Origin of the sequence: Limnohabitans sp. Rim11, from assembly GCF_001269365.1 — a bacterium.
Classification (GTDB): Bacteria; Pseudomonadota; Gammaproteobacteria; order Burkholderiales; family Burkholderiaceae_C; genus Limnohabitans_A.
Genome location: NZ_CXOM01000003.1, coordinates 126,791 through 148,216, shown reverse-complemented (window position 1 = coordinate 148,216; position 21,426 = coordinate 126,791). Strand labels below are relative to the sequence as shown.

The window sequence follows — 21,426 nt, the reverse complement described above, 5'->3', positions numbered from 1 at the left end:
GTTAATGCGCCTATTTTGACCGATGAAACAGGCCATCCGACAAACCGCCGCTTCGGGTGACGCGTTGCGTCACCGCAGAAAACAAAACAGCGGGATTGGGCACCCACCAAGTCAGCCGAGATTTTGCACGGGTGACACCGGTGTAGAGCAACTCGCGCGTTAGTACAGGTGCCTCCCGATCGGGGAGTACCATCAGCACATGGTCGTATTCAGAACCTTGTGATTTGTGAACGGTCATGGCCCACACAGTTTCAACAGCATCTAGCCTGGAGGGCAAGACCCATCTCACGCCGCCCTTGCCATCTGGAAAAGCCACACGCAAACCATTGGGTGTTGGCAAGCATTGGCCTACATCGCCATTCATCAGGTTCAAGTGATAGTCGTTGCGCGTCACCATGATGGGGCGCCCCACATACCAAGCTTCTTGCGCTGAAGCCTGATGAAAATTTTTGTCATGGTTGGGGGTTAAACCCAGTGCCACAGCAATGCGCTCGTTGAGCGCTTGCACACCCCAAGCCCCTTGGCGAAGTGCACACAGCACTTGAAATTGACTGAAGCTACTCAGCAACTGAAGTGCTTGTGCGTTGTCGCAAACCGCATCAACTTGCTGCAGAGGACGCAACAAAGTCAGCCAAGGTGACCAGCCTTGTTGAAGCGCCTTGACCACTTCAGATTGCAACTGACCTTGCGATCTCCCTCGCCAGGCATCCGGCCAGCGCTGCATTTCAGGACGAGCATGGGACGGCAAGGCATCTGCCGTGGACAATGCTTGCCACTGCGCCTTGAGTGCTTGCTGCTGGCCCTCATTGATCAGTTTGGCCCATTGGCCGATGGCGCTGTTGGCATCAAAACGACGGCTCACATGCAATACCGCTGTTTGCTCCGGCAAGGCATAGGGCTGGGCGTTGTGCGCTTGGGTGCTGTCATCTGACTGCGCAGCACCCTCACACAATTGCGCCCATACGGCCCCTGCCTCCACAGAAGCCAATTGATCCTTGTCGCCCAATAAAACCAAGCGCGCATGAGGCGGCACACATTTCATCAAACGGGCCATCAGTTCGAGGTCAATCATGGAGGCTTCGTCCACCACCACCAAGTCGGTTGCCAAGATGGGCGCAGGCCTAGCTGCGGCGTCTGGGTTGTATTGCAACAGTTGGTGCAAGGTGACGGCATGCGAAGGAATGCCTTCGGCCCAGCCATCTGGCAAACCGGCCAAGGCCGATTGAATGGATGCGCTTAAGCGGCTGGCCGCCTTGCCTGTGGGTGCGGCCAAATGAATTCGAAGCACTTGCTCACGGTCGTTGGCGGCACGTTGAAGCAAAGAAAGCAAGCGAACTACCGTGGTGGTTTTGCCTGTGCCTGGCCCCCCCGTAATGAGCGTGAGGCCCGCTCGCAAGGCTTTGGCGCAAGCGATGCGCTGCCAATCAGTTTCTTTTGTCAAAGGACCAAACAATGCATCCAACTTGTGATCAGCGTCTTGTGGCACGTCAAATGACGTTGCCAAACGCAATTGAATGGCGGCTTGAATAGATTGCTCAGCTTGCCACGCGCGCCTTAGGTAAACGCGATGCGCTTTGCCATGAGCTTGGCCATTCGCTTGTGTAGACAACACAATGGGCGAATGTTCACCCATGGCCCAAGGCAATGTTTTGGCAGCCTCAATCCAAGGATTGGCTGCCTCTGAAAACAAATCGACAGGCGCTTGATTTGATGGCGCTGCAAATTGCTTCAGCGCACTCACTTGCGCATCGGACCAGTCTAGCAACTGCTTTGCGTCTTGCCACAAGACGTCAAGGTCTAAGCACGCATGGCCACGTCCCATCTGATGGCTGACCAACAAGGCCAACAAATCATGCAAGGGCTCGGTACTGGCTTGATGCAATTTTAAAAATTGCAACCACGCCACATCCAATGCAGTCCACGGCCATGCAGCAGTGCCCGATAAGGGCTGGGGTGCGTTCGGCACAGGCCTAGTTTGGGCTTGCTGGGTCATGTCATCACCCCTGGCAAAGCGGTTGAATGATGGGCTTTGAAGGCATCGTCTAGTGCTTGAATCAGTTCAAAGGGCGGCTTGTTGAAATACACGCCCTGCCCCACCTGATCGATACCGCGCAGGTAAAGGTAAATGGCGCCGCCCATGTGCTGTTCGTAATCGTAATGTTTCAATCGCGACTTTAAGAGTCGATGCACAGCCAAGATGTACAAGGTGTATTGCACGTCGTAGCGGTGGCTGAGTAGGCTGCCCATAATGCTGTCGGGGGTGTACTCGGGCAACTTGTTCGATTTGTAATCGAGCACGTAATACCGCCCTTGATGTTCCAACACGATGTCCATGAAACCCGTGAGCAAACCATTCAACTGCTGCGCTTGCAGGCTTGGGCGTGTTTGATCTGGGTGAAGCGATTGGCTGATGAGGCGATCAATTTCATGCGTCGGCACACCATGCGTTTTGAACGTGAAGCCCATTTCAGGCCATGCATTTTGTGCATTGAGTTTGGAGAGACTCAAACAATGTTGATCTGACCCCAATTGACTTAACCCCAATGGATTCAATGGCTCGGTGGCGCAGTGGCGGATGAGTTGCAGGCAGAGGGCTTGGTGCTCGGGGTTGAGCTGCAAGCTGTCGGCTTGGGTTTGCCACCAGCGCTGCCAGCGGAGTTGCGTTTCGGCAGAGACCGACAGGTCGTCTTGCAACAAAGGCCAGCCTTCTTTGAGTTGCCACTCAAAGATGTCGTGCAATAAGGTTCCGTAAGCACTGCCAGCGGGAAAAGCGTTGAAGACAGGTTGCGCAGCGTCTGCATTTGTATTCGCGTCAACGTCTAGCAAGTCGTCTGGCTTTGCAACTGGGTTGTCGATTTGAGAATCTAACCAGCGATCTTCTCGGGCCAAACCAGAATCTGAGGAAGGTAGTTGGGTGTCTGACAAATTGCGTGTCAGTGCACTGAAGCTGGCGGTCCAGCCTGCGCGCGGCAGTGTGCGTGTGGGTTGTCTTGCGGTCGTTGGCGCATTTTGATGTGGCACCTGAGGCGGCACATACAGGATGTCATTGGCATCTGGTGCAGACACTACCGCGATGTCACTGCATGTTGCCCACTGCTGCAACTTTTCTTGCAAGTCTTCGGCAGATGATCGACCCAGCAAAACACTGATAGCGCTTTGGGGCGAGGACTCTTTGGCTTTAAAGTCGTCTTTGCGTTTGGCAACGCCCATCCACATGGCTTGCTGCGCGCGAGTAAGCGCCACATACAACAAACGGATGTCTTCTTGAAGACGCTCTTCAGGGGTTCTGAGTGACTCGTCTTTGTCTTCCCTGAAGTTGGACACAAAAGGCAAAAACACCAAGGGGTATTGCAAACCTTTGGCCTTGTGAAAGGTGATGACCTGCACCAATTGGGCATCGGTTTCAAGTCGCATTTGTGCCGCCTCGCCTTGGGCTTGCGGATTGGCCAATTGATCAGTCAAAAATCGAAGCAAGCTTGTCTCGCCTTGCAAACTGAGGCTGGCAGATTGCAACAACTCTCCCAAATGCAAGAGATTGGTTAAACGCCTTTCGGCCGAATCGCCTTGCACCTGCATGCGCCGGCCAATGTCTTGCTCGTGGACCATTCTGTAGAGCATGGGCAAAAAGCCTTGGCGCTGCCAAGTGGTGCGCCATGCATTGAAGCGTTCCACCCACATGTCCCACGCATCTTCAGAATTGAAGACTTGCTCTATCTCGGCAAGGCTGAGACACAACGTACGGGTGGTGAGCGCTGCACGCAGCAACTTGGCATTGCGTGCTTGCAAGACCGCTTCCAAGATACAAGCCAAATCGAGCGCTTCGCGGGTGGCATAAACACTGTCGCGGTCTGACAAATACACACTGCGCACACCACGCGCCGCCAAGGCTTGCCGAATCTTTTTGGCCTCATTGCCATCACGAACCAAGACAGCCATATCGCCTGGCTTTGAAAGTTGCTGATTGAGCAGGTCAACCATTTGTGTGGCGCAAATATGCGCCATTTCGTCGCCGTAGTGCGTGCCACTGAGGGGCTTTTCAGCATTCAGGTGCCACACAGTGAGGGCGGGCACTTTTTGGCCGTTGGCAAAACTTAGACTTTGGGACTTGGCGGGTGTTGGGGTCTGAACCTGTTCAAACGGTACTTCACCAAACGGGGCCTTTGCTGAACCAAACAAATGATTGACCGCATTGACCACCTCTTGGCTAGAACGGAAATTTTCTGTCAAGGTCCAAATGGCTTGCGCGGCATGGCGTGCATTCAAATAAGTTTGCAGGTCGGCACCGCGAAAACTGTAGATGGCTTGCTTGGGGTCGCCAATCATCAAGAAAGCACTGGAAGGTACATCTTGGGCTTGGGCGGCCGATGACTGATCGCCATAAATTCGAGACAAAGATTCATATTGCCAAGGGTCGGTATCTTGAAACTCATCCACCAATGCAACTGGAAACTGCGCACGAATGATCTCGGGCAAACGACTGCCCGGCACATGAAGTGCTGCATGCAAGCGCTGTAGCAAATCAGAAAAATCGAAACTGGCCAAATTTTTCTTTTGATGCAAATAGGCGCGCCCTACTTTGACGGCTGCATGCTGAAGCAACTCAACGCCCACTTTGGGCTCTGCGTCTATGCAACTCATCCATTGACCAATAGCGCTCCAAATGCCGTGCGGATCTTCAATAGGATCGGCCTCTTTTTTCAAACTGCCATTGAGTTTTTCGAACGTGAATTTTTTCAGGGTATCGATGTCGGCTTCTTCGCCAGAGGCCCACTCCGACAGATGCGAAATGAAATAGCCATGTCTTCTGGCAAGGTAGATGTTGCCTCGCAAATCATTGGCCAGCGCATGAACCATTTGGTGCAATGCAACTTGCATGTTCGATGCCAATAATTGCCGAGCGCTTATCTCGAACTGCTCACAGGTTTCTTGCCAGTGCGCCCAAGCATCGAAAGAAGCCTTGGGATTTGGGTCTTGCGATACATCTGGAAAACCACCTGGCGATTTTTCAAACTTCTGCCACAGAGGCTGGATGTTTTTCAGCAAGGCTTCGGGCGTAGCGCCTAAGTCTTTCATTGCGCCCAGTTGTTTGCCTTGAAGGGGATAGACAAATTCACGCCAGTAATCTTTGACCAGCTTCAGTTTTAAAGCGGGTGCATCGTCTAAGCGTTTTTGGTCAAACAAGCTTTGACTGTCAAAGGCATGCTGCCGGAGCATGCGGCTGGACCAGCTGTGAATGGTGTAAATGGCCGCTTCGTCCATCCACTGCGCAGCCTCTTCTAGGCGGGCTGCATGTTGCTTGTTGTTGTCGGTACCAAGCGATGCTTGAAGGTGCAACAGAAAATCATCGGTGTCTTGCACCTTGCCGCTGAAGAATTGGGCGGCTTGGGTTAAGCGTGCACGGATGCGATCTCTGAGCTCCGCAGTAGCAGCCTCCGTAAAGGTCATGACCAAAATTTGTGGCGGCATGAGCCCCTCACCTTGCCAGCCATGCCCCAACACCAACCTCACATAAAGTGCAGCCAAGGTCCAAGTTTTGCCAGTGCCTGCGCTGGCTTCAATCAGTTGAATACCATTCAATGGCAATGTCAAAACATTGAGCTTGTGCGTGGTCAATGCGCTCATACTGCCCCCCCTTCCATGGTGGCTGCATTGAGCAAATCTTCATACATGAGCTTGGCCCATTCAGGTAGGCCCGTGCGCAAGGGTTCAAAGTTATCGAAGGATCGCTGCACATACAAAGAACGTGCATGGTCGGTGTCTTCTGAAAAGCTGTCACTGAAAGCCTTGCTGGCTTTGTCCAAAGCTAGCTCTGTGATTTGATCGGGATCCAACTTCTTGTCCGACTGATCCAACTTTGCTTGCTCTGTGACAAATGCCAAACCGGCCTTGAAGGTAACAGGCAAAGGGCTTGACCAAGCCTGCGTGTAAACATTCAACCATTTTGCAAGCAATTGCTTGGCAGTTTTTGCTGGCAGTGTTGGCAACACTGCAACGCCATCAAGGCCCACGGCCACCGAATGCGTTTGCCAACCTGCAGCACACAACAACACATGGTTAGGCCACAAGTTGACCAACACATCGGCGCGCGCCGTCTGCTGGTCTTTTTGCCCCGTGGCCACAGCGCCAGGGCGAGTGGTCATTTGCAAACATCCTGAATCGCTTTGCCGCAAGTTGGCAATTTCGGCACTGACGCGCACATCACCCCAAGGCATGGACAAGGTGGTTTCGATGGTTTGCGTTGGCAAGGCTGTGTCGTAGCGTTCCAAATAATCTGCGGCACGGTCTTTGACACGCTGCGCTGCAGCGTATTGCTGATTCAATACGCCTTGCCCTGCCGCGCCCATGGGCAACTGGCCCATCAAGATCTCTGCGTCTCTTTGTTGGTCTATGTCAGGGGCCTCCAACAAGGCGCGGCCTAAGGCATATCGATCGAGACCTGAAAGTGCAAAATTTTCATCGTCTTGCAATGCGTCTTCTGGGCCGCTCAATTGCACGCCCAAGCGGCTTCGCCAATAAACCTCGACGGGTTGCTTGAGCAGGCGCATGCACTCCTTCAGGGGCCACTCAGACATGGTGGGCACGCTTACTTCGTTCTGTGAAGCGGTTGCGTCTGACTCAAGATCCATTGAAGGACCACGCTGTGCTTTTTCCCAATCGTCTGCGTAGGTAAAAAATTCAGCGTCGGCATGAAAGTATTTGGCAGAAAACGCTTGCAAAGGTTGTAACTTGGCTTCGATTTCTGGTGTGAATTTTGCCTTGAGGGTGTCAAGCAATTGAGAAACCAACACCGAGGGCGGCATGGCCTGATTGTCGGTTGACCTGCGCCCTTGCCAGCTGATGTAGAGCTTTTCACGCGCCGACAGAAAAGCTTCTAAAAACAAATAACGATCGTCTTCACGTCGCGAGCGATCGCCAGCGCGCCAATGCTCAGTCATTAAATCAAAATCGCGTGGCGTGCTTTGCCGTGGATAAGCACCGTCATTCATTCCCAACAAGCAAAGGCCCTTGAAGGGAATGGCACGCATGGGCATGAGGGTGGAAAACTGCACGCCGCCACCAAAGAAGCGTTGCTGCAGGCCGGCAGACTCTAGGCCAGAAAGCCAGTGCTCCCGAACCACTGTAAGAGGCAAAGGCTCATTCAGTCCGGCTTGTTCGCAAAGCGACTGCCACTGCGTGAGTTCTTGCTTCAAGCGCAACAGCATGCGCTCGTCGGCTTCATTGTCGGCTTCAAAAAATCTAGCGATCAAATCATGCATGACCGCTGACCATTCAGCAGGCGTGTGAGGCGCATTCAGCTTTGCAAGAGTGATGGCGACAGCATCAATCCAAGTTGCCAAATGGCCCACCTTGAGGGCACTCAAACCCGCCACTTGCGGCAAAGGCATAACGCCCTGCCAGGGCGCATTGCCCTCGGCTTGCCCAGCCGCATACCCCAACAGCAATCGCTGCAGGCCATATGCCCAGGTATTTTGTTGTGCATGGGGCATGTCGATTGGTACGCCCCACTTTTGTCGGTGTGCTGGGTCTAGGCCCCAACGCACAGCCGCAGACTGCAACCAGCTTTTGAGGGTTTGCACATCGGCCTCGTCCATTTGAAACTTGGTGCGCACCGCCGACACTTCAAACAAACTGAGCCACTCCGACAAAGTGACGCGCGCCTCGGGCAAATTCAGCAAAAACTCAAGCGCTTGAACCAAGGGCACTTGCCTGGGCGTGGTGTCGGCCACAGAAAATGGAATGTGCCGGGGATGCTTGGGCGGAAAGCGGCCAAACACCGCTTGAATGTGCGAGGCAAAGGTGGCCATGTCGGGCACCATGACCATCACATCGGTAGGCTTCCAAGTGGGGTTGTGGTCGAACCAGTCCCAAAGCTGGTCGTGCAATATCTCTACTTCGCGCTGCGCCGAATGTGCTTGCACCATCTGAATGCTGCCATCGTCCGCCACTTGAAGCGGCTCATCTGGCATGGGATTCAAAGTGAGGATGTCAGACTGAATGATCTGAAGTCTTGTGGGCTGCGCGTTGCTTGACAAATCTGCGGGATCTACAAAGAAGCTTTGTTTGCTCATCAAGCTCAAGGCATTTTCGGGCTGGTCAAAGCGCTCGAGGGCGTGCAAATAATCTCGGCCTTGCTGACCCCACGACGCCAGCAATGAATGCTGTTGTGCCACCAAGTCCATGTCATGGCCCCAATATTCTTGGCAAGGGTTTTGCACCATCATGATGACTTGCGACCAACGACCTAATGCGGCCAAGGCCTCGACCACTTGCATGGGCAAATTGGAAATACCAAACACCACAATGCGCGGCGGCAAGCCATCGGGTTGAATGGCACCAGTTTGCTGAACCTTGCGCATGAATAGATCATGCACATCGGCCCGTGATTGACACTGCGTGGCCAATACGGGCGCTTGTGTTTGCCGCACATCTTGTTGTAACAATTGCCACAGTTGGGCTTGCCACACTTGGTCTGCCGCCAAGGCTTTTCGCACCCCTTGGTGGTGCAGTACAAAACGACCATTGGCCCAATCGCTCAACCAATCGGCACGGTAGCTTTGATAGCCGTCGAAGACATCGGCTACTTGCTGCGCCAGCTGATAGCGCTGCCTGCCCAATGGATCATTTTTGACATAGGACAGCAGGGGTTCAACCTGATGCAACTTTGCAAACTCGGGCAATAAGCGCCAAAGTCGCCAGACCAGGGCTTGCTTGTCGAAAGGCATCGAAGCAGGCACCACGTTGGCGCCTAAAACCAAACGGTACATGCGCCAAATAAAACTGGATGGCAACTCTGTATGCGTAGCAGCACAGATGCCCATGGCGGCGTCATCCGCCAATGCCATCTCGAGCCAGTGCTTCATGCCATTGCTTTGGACCAGCAGGGTTTCTGGCACCAAGGGTGGCAAGGGGTTGTTTTGCAGCAAACCAACCGTGAGATCGCGCAAGTCTTCCAGGCGGTTGCCATGGAACACCATGAATCCTGGTTGAAATGCGTGGGCCATCAAAGCGTCTGGAAGGGTTGAATGTGAATCAGGTCTTAATTATTGACCGATCGCAGGCTCATAGGCTGAGCCAGTTTATAAAAAACGCTTTAAAACCCGCTGGAATTCATCGGCAGAAACTGGTTTGATCAAAAAGTCTTGCATGCCCGCTTTTTGTGTCAACACGCGGTCTTCGTCCAAGACGTGGGCCGTCATGGCCACGATGGGTGTCATCTTCAAGGCTTCGGTAATTTCAATGCGCCTGATTTCATAAGTGGCTGTCAGACCATCCATGCCTGGCATTTGCAGGTCCATGAGGATTAAATCGTAGGTTTTTGCACGAATTTTCTGCAACGCAATATCACCATTTTCGGCAATGTCGACCGTGCAACCTAGTTTCTCCAAAGTCCACTTGGCCAACTGTTGATTCATGGGCGTGTCCTCTACCACCAAGACATGCCCCGCATGTGGCACCTTGGCCACTTGCACTGCTTCGATTTGCTCACCTACCTCATCACGCCGCGTTAAGTTGACCAAGGCTGTGCGCAACTCAAGTGCCGTGACCGGTTTGTGCAAGCTGGTCACTTTGACGCCCAGTGTTCTGGCCAGTGCACTTAAGTTTTGAACATCGTGATTCAAACCAAAATCGGACAGTACCACCCAAGACAGGAGTCGCCACTTACCGGGTGCTTGGGCCAGCATGAACGCGGGTTCAATAAAAGCCAGCATGCTGTGGTCAATGACCCATAAAGTTTGACGGACGATACCCTGCTTGAGCCATTCATCGACATGCGTTTGCAAGGCGTTTGGTGTGACAACTTCTTGGGCCGTAATTTGCTGCCCCGCCAACAAATCTCTCAGAATTTCACGGGCAAACGGATTGGACTCCACCAACACCACATCCACAGCATGCGATAAATCATCCAAAGTATGGGTTGCCGTTGAATGACCTGAAGCATCGACGGCGGGTGCTTGTTCAATGGCCATTTCAAATTCGGCCGTGAAAGTAAAAACACTTCCACCCCCCTCTCTGGCCTTGACTTTGATGTGACCCGCCATCAAATTGACCAAGTTTTTGGCAATCGAAAGGCCCAAGCCACTGCCGCCAAATTTGCGATTCACAGTGGCATCGGCTTGACTAAAGGGTGAAAAAATCATGCCCATTTTTTCTTCAGGAATGCCAACACCTGTGTCACTGACTTCAAATGAGCATCTAACTTTAGAGTCGTTTGGCGTGAGATTTTGAACTCGCAACTTGACCCATCCGGTCTCACTGAATTTGAGCGCATTGCCCAACAAATTTTGCATGACTTGCCCCAGACGCAAGGGGTCACCCACCACCCTTTGGGGTACACCGGACTCAATGTCCAAATACAAACCAATGTTTTTTTGCTCCGCTTGAAATGCAAAGCCTTTCATGGCTTGCTGACAAGCGGTGTGCAAGTCAAACGCCGTTCGCTCCAAGATCAATCGATTGGCACCTAAGCGGGTGAAATCCAAAATATCATCAATGAGTCGAAGCAAACTTTTGGACGCGGTTCGCGACATTTCCAAATAGCCTTTTTGCTCTGGATTCAACGGCGTTCCCAGGGCCAATTCGGTCATACCCACCATGCTATTGATAGGCGTTCTAATTTCGTGGCTCATTTGCGCCAAGAAAGAGGACTTGGCTTGGTTGGCAGCTTCAGCTGCGTTCAAAGCACTCGACATGGCCAAGCGATCTTTCTCGCGACGAATCCAAATGCCTGCAATTTGGCGTGTTAACCAAAATGTCGCCGTCAGCATGAAAACAGCCAGGGCAATGATGCCTTTGGCATCCAACCACCACTGCGCTTCCAGGCGATTGCGTGAGAGGGCGACAGCCACGGTAACAGGCAAATTGGCAGAGGTTCGGAAATGAACTTCTAAATGTTCGGTCTTATTGAATTCGTCTGTTTGGGATTGAAAATAGCGGCCAAAATCTTGATTTTTGGCCACGCTCTGTACCGCTGGCATATTTTTAAAAACTTGGTCGGTGGGATACCAACGTTGAGAGCTACTGGCCAAAATTCGCCCAGCATAATCAAATACGTAAACAGCGTCGCAATTGGCATCCACCGATTGTGCAAAGCCATCAATCAAGTCGTTTGGATTGATCAAGGCCAACCATCGCACCCCTTGTCCATCGCCCCTTTGCATTCGCATAGACAAAGGCAACACAGAAATATGGCGCAAACTGTTCTGCGCCATGATCAAGTCTGAGAGGTTTCGGGAAGGTTGCCAACGACCGGCTGTCAGATCATTGCCAACTTCTCGATCGAGTCCGATCGACGCCCACTTCAATGATTGTTTTAGAACGCCGGATTCAGAACTGGCCATTACTTTGCCGTCTTCAGACAACATGGACAGAGAACGAATGAAACTTGATTTCTCAATGGCAGTTTGCAGTTTGGTCTGGTCTTGAAAGTCAGCATCAGACCATTGATTGGCCAAAGCCATCAGGGTTGTTGTGGACTCCAAGGTTCGGCTGACATGGTTAAACAAGATGCGCGTCAGCAATTCACCCCTAGCTTGTTCTCTTTCAAACGCAGTGGCTCTGTCTTGCCACAAATAAACTGAGGTCACCAAAAGGATAAACAAGGCGACAGAAGCACCAAAGCGATAGACGCCCGCAGCAGCCGATGCGTTTGTAGTTTGGTTCTCAGATCCCATGGACAATTTGTTTGGCGCTGTGCTTTATTTCAAAACAACAATGGGGTCTAGATTGTGTTGCTTGGCATATTGCAACAAGCGACCATCTTTTTTCACCTCAGTCAAGAATGCGTCAACACGCAGCAACAAACTGTTGTCCCCCTTAGCAAAGGCATACGCATATTCAGTTGCAGGCATAGTGCTAGGGGCGGGAATGACGGCAGCCCAATCGGTGAGTTCAATCATGCGCAAACTGTAGGGGTAGTCTGTCATGAACGCATCTGCCCTGCCCGACAAAACTTCTTGTTCGCGTGTGCCAGGTGCTTGCACTCTGATCAACTTGGCTTTCTTCAAAGACTTGACCATGATGCCCTCCATGAGGGTCCCAGCGGCCACTGCAATCACACGGCCTGGTTGGTCCAAGCTGTCCCAGGTCTGCACGGTTTCTCTGTTTTTTTGCGCGACGGCAAACAGACCACTCTTGAGGTAGGCTTGTGAAAACTGCAGACGAGTCAGACGCTCTGCAGTAATGCCGATGGCATGGGTCGCAATGTCGCACCGGTCTTGTTCTAGCGCCTCGAACAGCTGGGCAAAACTGCTGTCGACGTAACGCACTTTGACTCCCAATTCTTTGGCCAACTCTTGGGTCAAGGCAATATCAATACCAGAGAGCTCTCGTGTTTTGGGGTTGCGATAGGTGATGCTGTAGTACTCGGGCCAAATGCAAGCGCGCAACTCTTTGCTTTGCACGACCTTGTCCAGGCGATTGGTCTGAGCCATTGCGTTAAAGCCCCCGAACACAAATCCCATGCAAAGCATGACCTGCATCAAGCTTTGAAAACCTGCACAACGGACAGACGTCCATTTGACTTTGTAGAGAGGTGTGTTCATGTAGATGAATTCAATGGTTTAGGTATCTACTTTAAATTAAACACCAAAAAATTCTATCCATGGCATTTATTCATCCTTTTGGATTAATTTGCGAGTTTACAGTTTCATGCGACAATCTGCCTGTTGCCGCCTCCAGTTGCCGCAACATCAGCACTTCTGCTGGGGTTTGACCCAGGCTTTCGCCTGTGGTTTCCATGCCCACCTGTGAATCCCATCGGTCTTTGACTGGCGGCTGTTACCCAACAGCCTGACAAACCGATGCCATGCGCCTTTTTTGGCGCGCCATCATGACATTTGAAGAATTGAATTTGGCTCCGGCCATTCTGCAAGCCGTGCAAGAGCAAGGCTACGACACACCCACGCCCATCCAGGCTCAAGCGATCCCTATCGTCTTGGCAGGGCACGACCTGTTGGCTGGCGCCCAAACCGGTACAGGCAAAACGGCCGCCTTCACCCTGCCCATCCTGCACAAGCTCAGCTTGTCTGAAGCGGGCCGCAACAAATTTGGCGGCAAAGCCATCCGCGCTTTGGTCCTGACCCCCACCCGTGAACTGGCTGCTCAAGTTGAAGAGTCGGTCAAAGATTACGGCAAATACCTCAGCCTCCAATCCACCGTGGTGTTTGGTGGCGTGGGCATGAAGCCCCAAGTTGATCGCGTCAAGCGCGGCGTTGACGTTTTGGTGGCCACCCCCGGCCGCTTGCTGGACTTGCAAGGCCAAGGCCTGCTTGACTTGTCCAGCATTGAAATTTTGGTCTTGGACGAAGCCGACCGCATGCTTGACATGGGCTTCATCCATGACGTGAAGAAAGTCTTGGCCTTGGTGCCCAAAGACAAACAAAGCTTGTTGTTCTCTGCCACCTTCAGCGATGAAATTCGCGACTTGGCTGCAACGCTCTTGAAGAACCCACAAAGCATTCAAGTCACGCCCAGCAACACCACCGTACAACGCATTTCTCAAGTGATCCACCCCGTGGGCCGCGGCAAGAAAAAAGAAGTGCTGGTGCACATCATCAACCAACACAATTGGAGCCAAGTGCTGGTGTTCACGCGCACCAAGTTTGGCGCCAACAATGTGGCCGATTACCTCACCAAGAATGGCATCAAGGCCATGGCCTTGCACGGCAACAAAAGCCAAACCGCTCGCACACAAGCCTTGGCGGGTTTCAAGAGCGGCGACATTCGCGCCTTGGTGGCCACCGACATTGCCGCTCGCGGCATTGACATTGAAGACTTGCCCCACGTGGTCAATTACGAAATTCCAAACGTCTCTGAAGACTACGTGCACCGCATTGGCCGTACCGGCCGTGCAGGCGCCAGTGGCGAAGCCGTGAGCTTGGTGTGCTTGGACGAAGAAGGTTTCATGATGGAAATCGAACGCTTCACCAAGCAAGAAATTCCAGTCCAAATTTTGGAAGGCTTTGGCCCTGAGGCCGGCGAAAAAGCCGAACCCATTGCCATGGGTCGTCAAACTTTGTGGGGCGGTGCAGGCCGTCCCCCAAGCCGTGACGTGATGCAAGCTGCGGCCAAAGCAGCGCGCTCCGACATGATGCAACGCATTCGTGAATCTAAGGGTGCTGCTGGTGAAGGGGGTGGCCGTGGGGGTCGCTCTGGTGGCCAAGGCGGTGGCGGTGGCGGTGGCGGTGGTCAGGCTCGCCCCGAAGGTGCGGCAGGTCGTTCACGCAATGGTCCTCCCCCCTCACGTCGCGGCGGTCCTGCTCAAGGCCCACGCGGTGATCGTCAAGATCGTCCCGAGAGAAGTTTTGATGGCGCGCCTTCCGATCGTTTCAACGATCGCAATGACCGCAACAACGACAGACGCAATGACCGTGGCCCTCGAGGCGACGAATTGCCACGTCACATTGATCCGCTCATGACCAACCAATTTGCCCGTCAAGGTGCACCCCGTCGCAACAGCGGTGGTGGAGGTGGTCAACCCGATCCAACACGCACCAGCATTGACAGCTTGGCAGGCGGTGGCCGTGGTGGTCCTCGCCGCCATGGTGGCGGCGGTGGTGGCGGTGGCCGTGGTGGTCGCTCTGGCGGCGGCGGCGGTTACGGCGGCGGTTACGGCGGCGGCGGCGGTGGCCGTTCGTTCGGCCGTTGATCAGCAGCAGCTCAACGCTTCATTAGCAATTAGCCCTTCGATGGTCGGCAATGGCCCGATCATCGAATTTCATCTCGGCGCTCCGTAATTCGCGGTGCTTGGTCACCCTGCCCCGCATTCTGGTGCGCCACATTTTGAATGAACTGGCCGTGAGTTCGGCCCGCATGATTTTGATCACGCCGGGTTCGGTCACACCCGTTCTTTCGAAGATGGTTTCAAACGTGGTTCGATCTTCCCAAGCCATTTGAATGACCGCCGAAATATCGCCGGGGCTCAAGGGTGTGGAAGATTCAATCGATTTGGGCATGTTGATTGCGGCTAATTGCGGTTGATGTCTCAATGTCGGAGGGACTAGGGACATTATCAAGTCGACCTGCGCAGGCTTGCAGCTTGCAGTCAAAATATCCCTATGAAGACCACTTTCAAGGGCAACAAACAAAGCCTTCCCAGCAAGCCTTGCACGGTGTGCGGGCGTGACAAGACCTGGCGCAAAGCTTGGGCCAAAAACTGGGATCAGGTTTTGTATTGCTCAGAGGCTTGTCGCAAAAACAAATCAAACAGCACACAAGTGGCAAAGCATGGCTAAGTCTTACCGACACTTGGTGTTGATCCTTGGCGATCAATTGAACTTGGATGCCTCTGCGCTGACAGACTTCGATCCCAATCAAGACGTCATTTGGATGGCAGAGGTGATGGAAGAGTCTACGCATGTGCCCTCCTCCAAACAACGCAGCACTTTGTTTTTGAGTGCCATGCGTCACTTTGCGCAATTGCTGGAGGCAAAGAACTGGCCCGTTCGATACACGCGTTTAGAAGATGCTGACAACTCAGGCACCTTGGCGGGCGAACTTCAAAAAGCCATTCAAGATTGCAAACCCCAGCAACTGGTCATGACAGCACCTGGCGATTGGCGTGTGTTGCAAAGTTTGCGCGCCGTTGCCAAACATCATGAATTGCCACTAGAGATTCGCGATGACACGCATTTCTTTAGCACTGTGCGAGATTTTGCGGAACACGCCAAAGGTCGCAAACAATTGCGACAAGAATTCTTCTACAGAGAACTGCGTCAAAAGACTGGCATTCTCATGGCAGATAAAAAACCTGTAGGCGGACAGTGGAATTTTGACGAAGAAAATCGCGGCAGTTTTGGAAAAAAAGGGCCCGGCCTGTTGCCTGCACCTTTGCGTTTTGCGCCAGACGCCATCACTCAAGAAGTGATGGGTCTGGTCAATACCAAATTGTCAAAAAATCCAGGTGCGTTGAACAGCTTTGGATGGCCCGTCACAAGGGAACAAGCGCTTCAAGCGCTAGACAGTTTCATCCAGAACCGTCTGCCCTACTTTGGCTTGTACCAAGACGCCATGTGGGAAGGCGAAGTGTGGTTGTACCACTCTCACATTTCAAGCTCACTTAACTTGAAGCTACTTAACCCTAGAGAAGTGACTGCAGCAGCCGAGAAGGCTTACCAACAAGGCATTGTGCCTCTGCCCGCTGCAGAGGGCTTCATCAGGCAAGTTTTAGGTTGGCGTGAATATGTGCGCGGCATTTACTGGACGCAGATGCCGGAGTATTTAGAGCGCAACGAAATGCAGTCGACCGCCAAACTGCCTGCGTTTTATTGGACGGGTCAAACAGACATGGCTTGCATGCGCGATGCCATTCACCAAACACTAGAACACGGCTATGCCCACCACATCCAGCGCCTGATGGTCACAGGCCTTTACGCACTGCTGCTGGGCGTAGCGCCAAAAGAAGTCCACGAATGGTATTTGAGCGTTTACGTGGATGCCGTGGAATGGGTAGAGTTGCCCAACACCTTGGGCATGAGCCAGTTTGCCGATGGCGGCGTGATGGCCAGCAAGCCTTATGTCGCCAGTGGCAAATACATCGACCGCATGAGCAACCACTGCAAGGGCTGCAAATTCAATCCAGCATTGGCCACAGGTGATGCGGCCTGCCCCTTCACCACCTTGTATTGGGATTACCTGAACCGACATGTTGATACCTTGGCCAAAAATCCACGGATGCTGATGCAATTGAAAAACTTAAATCGTTTGTCCGATGACGCTCGCGCAGAGATTGCCAGCCAAGCTAACTTGATCAAGAACGCTTCTTAAAATACAAACATGACACATTTTTACGAACCCCGCCTAGGCCATCCCTTCAAGCACGATCCCTTCAACGCCATTGTGGGTCCTCGCCCTATTGGCTGGATCTCTTCACAAAGTGCCGATGGCATTTTGAATTTGGCGCCCTACAGCTTTTTCAACGCCTTCAACTACGTGCCGCCACTGATTGGTTTTTCCAGCATTGGCCGCAAAGACTCGCTCAACAACATCGAAGCCACTGGTGAATTTGTTTGGAACTTAGTGACTCAGCCTCAAGTAGAAGCCATGAACCAAACATGCATGGCAGTGGCTCCAGAGGTCAATGAATTTGACATTGCGGGTCTTTCCACAGCGCCATCTCGTTTGATCAAGGTGCCGCGTGTGGCGCAAAGCCCTGTCAGCTTTGAATGCAAGTGCACTCAAATTTTGCAGATGAAAAATCTGCAAGGCGAGTCGATTGAAACTTGGATGGTGTTTGGCGAAGTGATTGGCGTTCACATTGAAGAACGCTTGATCAGCGATGGCATTTACGACACGGCCAACGCACAACACGTGATGCGGGGCGGCGGGCCGGCCGATTATTTCAGCATTGGGCCAGACCAATTGTTCAAAATTTATCGCCCAAAGTGAATCACACCAGAACTTGCTTGAGACATCAGTCTTTTAAAAACAAAGTTCTTAAGGGCTCGGCACCCACTTGCCTGCTCCAATGACCATGCACAGCAGGGTCAAATGTAGCGCCTTCAGGCAAGGTGTCCGCAGAATAAAAATGCTCACCTGCAGAGAACACACGCGACGTACCATCTTGCAAGCCAATTTCCATTTGGCCTGACAAGATAAAGACCCACTGCGGCTTGCCAGTCACATGAAATTGACTTCTAAAACCCACAGGGCTAAAGCGTAGTTGATAGCCTTCCGCTGAAAATATTTCAGTCAGTTGGCTTTGCGGATTGCCCTCGCCCATGGGCATGCTTTCTTCTTTAAATTTGGCTTTGCCATCGGTATCGGTGAACAACACCACTTTGGTAAATTCAGTCATATTGGATGTGCAATCAAGGTTGTTGCGTTCAAGGTGCTTTGATGAACTTGGCTGGCCCCGACAAGCTAGGTAGCTTGCGGCGTGAATTTAAAACATGCTCCATGTCTTCGTGTGCGCCCTCTATCAATACACGAATGGCTTTTTCGGCCTTGTCGGGGTTTTTGGCCACCACGGCATCCAACACCGCTTTGTGCAAAGGCAAAGAGTCTTTAGGTGCACCTTTGCGTGTGGTGGAAATTTCAAAACTGGTTCGCAGTAAAGCACCCAAGGCTTTGCTCATTTGAACAATCATGCGATTGTGCGAAGCCACCAACATACCCGTGTGAAAGTGCATGTCGTGCGTCACATAATCGCCGCCCTCTTCAATGGCTTTTTTCATACCTTCGTAAGCAGCTGAGACGCCCTCGATGTCTGCTGAGGTGGCGCGTTCTGCCGCCAACCTAACGGCAGCCGGTTCAACCACACGGCGCAGTTCTTGCAGATCGCGCAAAAACTCTGCAGTCAAACCCGCTTTGGCTTGCCAAGCAATTACATCGGTATCAAACCAATTCCAGTGCTCTTCAGACAAGACCCGCGTCCCCACCTTGGGACCCGTAAAGATCAAGCCTTTGGCCACCAAGGATTTGACGGACTCCCGAATCACCGTTCGGCTAACGCCCAATTGCTCACACAAGACAGGCTCGGGCGGCAAACTGCCACCCACAGGGTAGCGCCCTGCGATGATGGCCTCGCCTAAAAAATCGACCGTGTTGCCGTGAACGTTTTTGATCAAGTGCGGCACTCAGGAACGGGCGTTTTAACGGGCTGGCCAGCCATGTGCAATTCCAAATTAAGCAAGGCCAAGGCCGACATGGCCTTGCGGGTTTCGACGGTGCCACTGGCCATGTGAGGCGTGAGCACCACGTTGTCGAGCTTGCGTAATTCGGCAGGCACATTGGGCTCATCCACATACACATCGAGTCCTGCACCGGCGATGGCTTTCTTTTGCAAAGCTTCAATCAAAGCGGCTTGATCCACCACTGAACCACGGGCTACATTGATCAGGAAACCTTGGGGGCCCAGTGCTTTCAAAACCTCAGCATTGATCAAGTTTTTAGTAGCAGCGCCGCCAGGCGTAATGACCACCATAAAGTCAACCTCTGCAGCCAGGGCAGTAGGCGTAGCGATGTATTTGTAGGACACATCGGTGCGTGGATTGCGCGAGGTGTAGCTGATGTCCATGTCAAACGCGGCGGCACGCTTGGCTATGGCTTGTCCAATGCGGCCCATGCCAACAATGCCCAACTTGGCACCCGTCAATTTGCGTGTGAGTTGGAAAGGACCATCCAGCCAGTCGGCATTGCGTGTAAAGCGATCTGCAGCAGGAATTTTGCGGGCCACTGACAACAACAAACCCAAGGCCAAATCGGCCACGTCGTCATTCAATACATCTGGGGTGTGCGTCACCATGATGCCGCGCTTTTTGGCGGCAGCCACATCAATGCCGTCGTAACCTACGCCGCACACAGAAATCATTTCGAGTGCTGGAAACAAGGCCATGTAGGCGGCGTCAATTTTGGCTTCACCGCCCCCCACCAAAGCGCGAACTCTGCCAAACACTTGACGGTCGCGAATGTGATCGCGCTCATGAACGATGAATTTTTCTTGGAGACCTGTTGTGAGGAAAGGCGGAATGCGCGAGGTGACAACAATTTCTGGATGGTGAATGCTCATGGTCGGTATCTCCAAAACACAAAGTAAACAAGCACTTGCCATCAGGGGACAAGTTTGAGGGTTTGCACGAGTGCCGATGTTTGCACAAATCGCTGCAATTACCTTATCATCATACGATAGTATTTCTGAATTCAAACCCTTCTTACTGTTCAAAGAAACTCACCATGACACAAAGCCCCAAGAAAAAACCCGAAGACCTGCGCAGCCAACAGTGGTTTGGCCGCCAAGACCGCGACGGCTTTGCCTACCGCAGCTGGGTCAAAGGCAAAGGTGTACCGCACGACCAATTTGATGGCCGCCCCGTCATTGGCATTTGCAACACCTTCAGTGAACTCACTCCTTGCAACTCCCACTTCCGCACCTTGGCCGAGCAAGTGAAGATTGGTGTGTACGAGGCCGGCGGCTTCCCCCTTGAATTCCCAGTCATGTCTTTGGGCGAAACTTTGCTACGCCCCACCGCCATGCTGTATCGCAACTTGGCCTCCATGGACGTGGAAGAAAGCATTCGCGGCAATCCCGTTGACGGCGTGGTGTTGTTGATGGGTTGCGACAAAACCACCCCTTCACTGTTGATGGGTGCCTCCAGTGTCGACTTGCCCACCATCGGTGTTTCGGGTGGCCCTATGTTGAACGGCAAATGGCGCGGTCAAGAATTGGGTTCTGGCACGGGCTTGTGGAGCATGAGCGAGCAAGTGCGCGCCGGCACACTCAAACTGCAAGACTTCTTTGAAGCTGAGAGCTGCATGCACCGCAGCCACGGCCACTGCATGACCATGGGTACTGCCAGCACCATGGCCAGCATGGTAGAGGCCTTGGGCATTGGCTTGCCAGGCAATGCAGCCTACCCCGCAGTGGATGGTCGTCGCAATGTGTTGGCGCGTGAAGCCGGTCGCCGCATTGTGGACATGGTTCACCAAGACGTGAAAATTTCTCAAATTTTGACGCGCGAAGCGTTTGAAAACGCCATCCGCACCTTGGCCGCCATTGGTGGCTCTACCAATGCGGTGATTCACTTGATTGCCATTGCTCGCCGCTTGAACATCAACCTCACCATTGACGACTTCGAAAAATTGGGCAGCGACATGTCCAACATTTTGAATTTGCAACCCTCTGGCGAACACTTGATGGAAGACTTCTGCTACGCAGGCGGCCTGCCAGTTGTGATGAAAGAGATTCAACAGTTTTTGCACAAAGACATCTTGACAGTCAGCGGCAAGACTGTGGCCGAAAACGTGGCCAGCGCAGAAAACTACGATCCGCGCGTCATCAAAACACTGGCGGCACCCTTCAAAGAAAAAGCCGGCATTGCCATCTTGCGTGGCAACTTGGCGCCCCGTGGCGCCGTGATCAAACCCAGCGCTGCCACACCCGCTTTGTTAGTTCATACCGGCCGTGCGGTGGTGTTTGAAGACAGCGACGATTTCCACAAACGCATTGACGACGAATCTTTGGATGTCGATGAAAACTGCATCTTGGTTTTGAAGAACTGCGGCCCCAAGGGTTACCCTGGTATGGCCGAAGTGGGCAACATGCCCTTGCCACCCAAGGTGCTGCGTAAAGGCATTACCGACATGGTTCGCATCAGCGATGCCCGCATGAGTGGCACCGCCTACGGTACCGTGGTCTTGCACACCACTCCTGAAGCCGCTGATGGCGGTCCTTTGGCTGTGGTTCAAAATGGTGACATGATTGAACTCAATGTGCCCGAGCGCAGAATGCAATTGCTGATTAGCGATGAAGAACTCAAAGCGCGCTTGGCCAAATGGGTTCGTCCAGAGCCACCCCTCAAGTCAGGCTACTGGAAGCTGTATGTTGATACTGTGCTGCAAGCCGACGAAGGTTGTGACCTCGACTTCTTGGTGGGCAAGCGCGGCGCCTTTGTGCCCAAAGACAACCACTGATCTCCATTTTTTGAAAGC

14 protein-coding genes are annotated in these 21,426 nt (G+C 52.8%); 5 read left to right on the top strand and 9 right to left on the bottom strand.

Going from position 1 to position 21,426, the window contains the following annotated elements; all coding sequences use genetic code 11:
• Positions 1 to 10 precede the first annotated feature (10 nt).
• The 5 genes from recD to AMM03_RS09735 all read right to left on the bottom strand — a co-directional run bounded on the left by recD (position 11) and on the right by AMM03_RS09735 (position 12,542).
• Positions 11 to 1,993: an exodeoxyribonuclease V subunit alpha gene (recD, locus tag AMM03_RS09755; protein ID WP_090131073.1), complete on the bottom strand. Its 1,983-nt coding sequence runs from the start codon at positions 1,991 to 1,993 to the stop codon at positions 11 to 13.
• Positions 1,990 to 5,622 (bottom strand): exodeoxyribonuclease V subunit beta, encoded by a 3,633-nt coding sequence (gene recB, locus AMM03_RS09750; RefSeq protein ID WP_090131072.1) that lies wholly within the window; start codon positions 5,620 to 5,622, stop codon positions 1,990 to 1,992. Before recB ends, recD begins: the two co-directional genes overlap by 4 nt.
• On the bottom strand, positions 5,619 to 9,002 hold the full coding sequence (recC, locus tag AMM03_RS09745; RefSeq protein ID WP_090131071.1) for an exodeoxyribonuclease V subunit gamma: 3,384 nt from the start codon (positions 9,000 to 9,002) through the stop codon (positions 5,619 to 5,621). The genes recB and recC overlap by 4 nt, the downstream gene beginning before the upstream one ends.
• A 75-nt stretch (positions 9,003 to 9,077) precedes the next feature.
• Positions 9,078 to 11,672, bottom strand: coding sequence for an ATP-binding protein (locus tag AMM03_RS09740; protein ID WP_090131069.1), 2,595 nt, complete (start codon positions 11,670 to 11,672; stop codon positions 9,078 to 9,080).
• Positions 11,673 to 11,696: 24 nt separating this feature from the next.
• Complete coding sequence (locus AMM03_RS09735; RefSeq protein WP_228764645.1) at positions 11,697 to 12,542, bottom strand: ABC transporter substrate-binding protein; 846 nt, start codon at positions 12,540 to 12,542, stop codon at positions 11,697 to 11,699.
• 287 nt (positions 12,543 to 12,829) lie between these two features.
• Between AMM03_RS09735 and AMM03_RS09730 the strand changes: the two genes are divergently transcribed.
• On the top strand, positions 12,830 to 14,647 hold the full coding sequence (locus tag AMM03_RS09730) for a DEAD/DEAH box helicase (protein WP_090131546.1): 1,818 nt from the start codon (positions 12,830 to 12,832) through the stop codon (positions 14,645 to 14,647).
• Between the two features lie 22 nt (positions 14,648 to 14,669).
• On the opposite strand, the gene AMM03_RS09725 is transcribed toward AMM03_RS09730, so the two are convergent.
• Positions 14,670 to 14,954 (bottom strand): TIGR03643 family protein, encoded by a 285-nt coding sequence (locus AMM03_RS09725; RefSeq protein ID WP_090131067.1) that lies wholly within the window; start codon positions 14,952 to 14,954, stop codon positions 14,670 to 14,672.
• 102 nt (positions 14,955 to 15,056) lie between these two features.
• On the opposite strand from AMM03_RS09725, the gene AMM03_RS09720 reads away from it, so the two are divergent.
• The 3 genes from AMM03_RS09720 to AMM03_RS09710 are packed head-to-tail and all read left to right on the top strand — an operon-like array spanning position 15,057 to position 17,385.
• Positions 15,057 to 15,233 (top strand): DUF2256 domain-containing protein, encoded by a 177-nt coding sequence (locus AMM03_RS09720; protein ID WP_194942847.1) that lies wholly within the window; start codon positions 15,057 to 15,059, stop codon positions 15,231 to 15,233.
• The gene (locus AMM03_RS09715) at positions 15,226 to 16,764 is read left to right on the top strand and encodes a cryptochrome/photolyase family protein (RefSeq protein ID WP_090131063.1); all 1,539 of its coding nucleotides are present in this window, start codon (positions 15,226 to 15,228) and stop codon (positions 16,762 to 16,764) included. Before AMM03_RS09720 ends, AMM03_RS09715 begins: the two co-directional genes overlap by 8 nt.
• 9 nt (positions 16,765 to 16,773) lie before the next feature.
• Positions 16,774 to 17,385: a flavin reductase family protein gene (locus AMM03_RS09710; protein WP_090131061.1), complete on the top strand. Its 612-nt coding sequence runs from the start codon at positions 16,774 to 16,776 to the stop codon at positions 17,383 to 17,385.
• Positions 17,386 to 17,410: 25 nt separating this feature from the next.
• Here the strand turns inward: AMM03_RS09710 and AMM03_RS09705 are convergent, their stop codons facing one another.
• Genes AMM03_RS09705 through AMM03_RS09695 form a run of 3 tightly spaced genes read right to left on the bottom strand, consistent with a single transcriptional unit; the run spans position 17,411 to position 19,507 of the window.
• Complete coding sequence (locus tag AMM03_RS09705; protein ID WP_090131059.1) at positions 17,411 to 17,794, bottom strand: cupin domain-containing protein; 384 nt, start codon at positions 17,792 to 17,794, stop codon at positions 17,411 to 17,413.
• Positions 17,795 to 17,822: 28 nt separating this feature from the next.
• Positions 17,823 to 18,566, bottom strand: a complete 744-nt coding sequence (locus AMM03_RS09700; RefSeq protein WP_090131057.1) for a FadR/GntR family transcriptional regulator — start codon at positions 18,564 to 18,566, stop codon at positions 17,823 to 17,825.
• Positions 18,563 to 19,507 (bottom strand): 2-hydroxyacid dehydrogenase, encoded by a 945-nt coding sequence (locus AMM03_RS09695; RefSeq protein WP_090131056.1) that lies wholly within the window; start codon positions 19,505 to 19,507, stop codon positions 18,563 to 18,565. The genes AMM03_RS09700 and AMM03_RS09695 overlap by 4 nt, the downstream gene beginning before the upstream one ends.
• A 164-nt stretch (positions 19,508 to 19,671) precedes the next feature.
• Here AMM03_RS09695 and AMM03_RS09690 point away from each other — a divergent pair, with 164 nt between their 5' ends.
• Positions 19,672 to 21,408: an IlvD/Edd family dehydratase gene (locus tag AMM03_RS09690; protein WP_090131054.1), complete on the top strand. Its 1,737-nt coding sequence runs from the start codon at positions 19,672 to 19,674 to the stop codon at positions 21,406 to 21,408.
• The last annotated feature ends 18 nt before the right edge of the window (positions 21,409 to 21,426 follow it).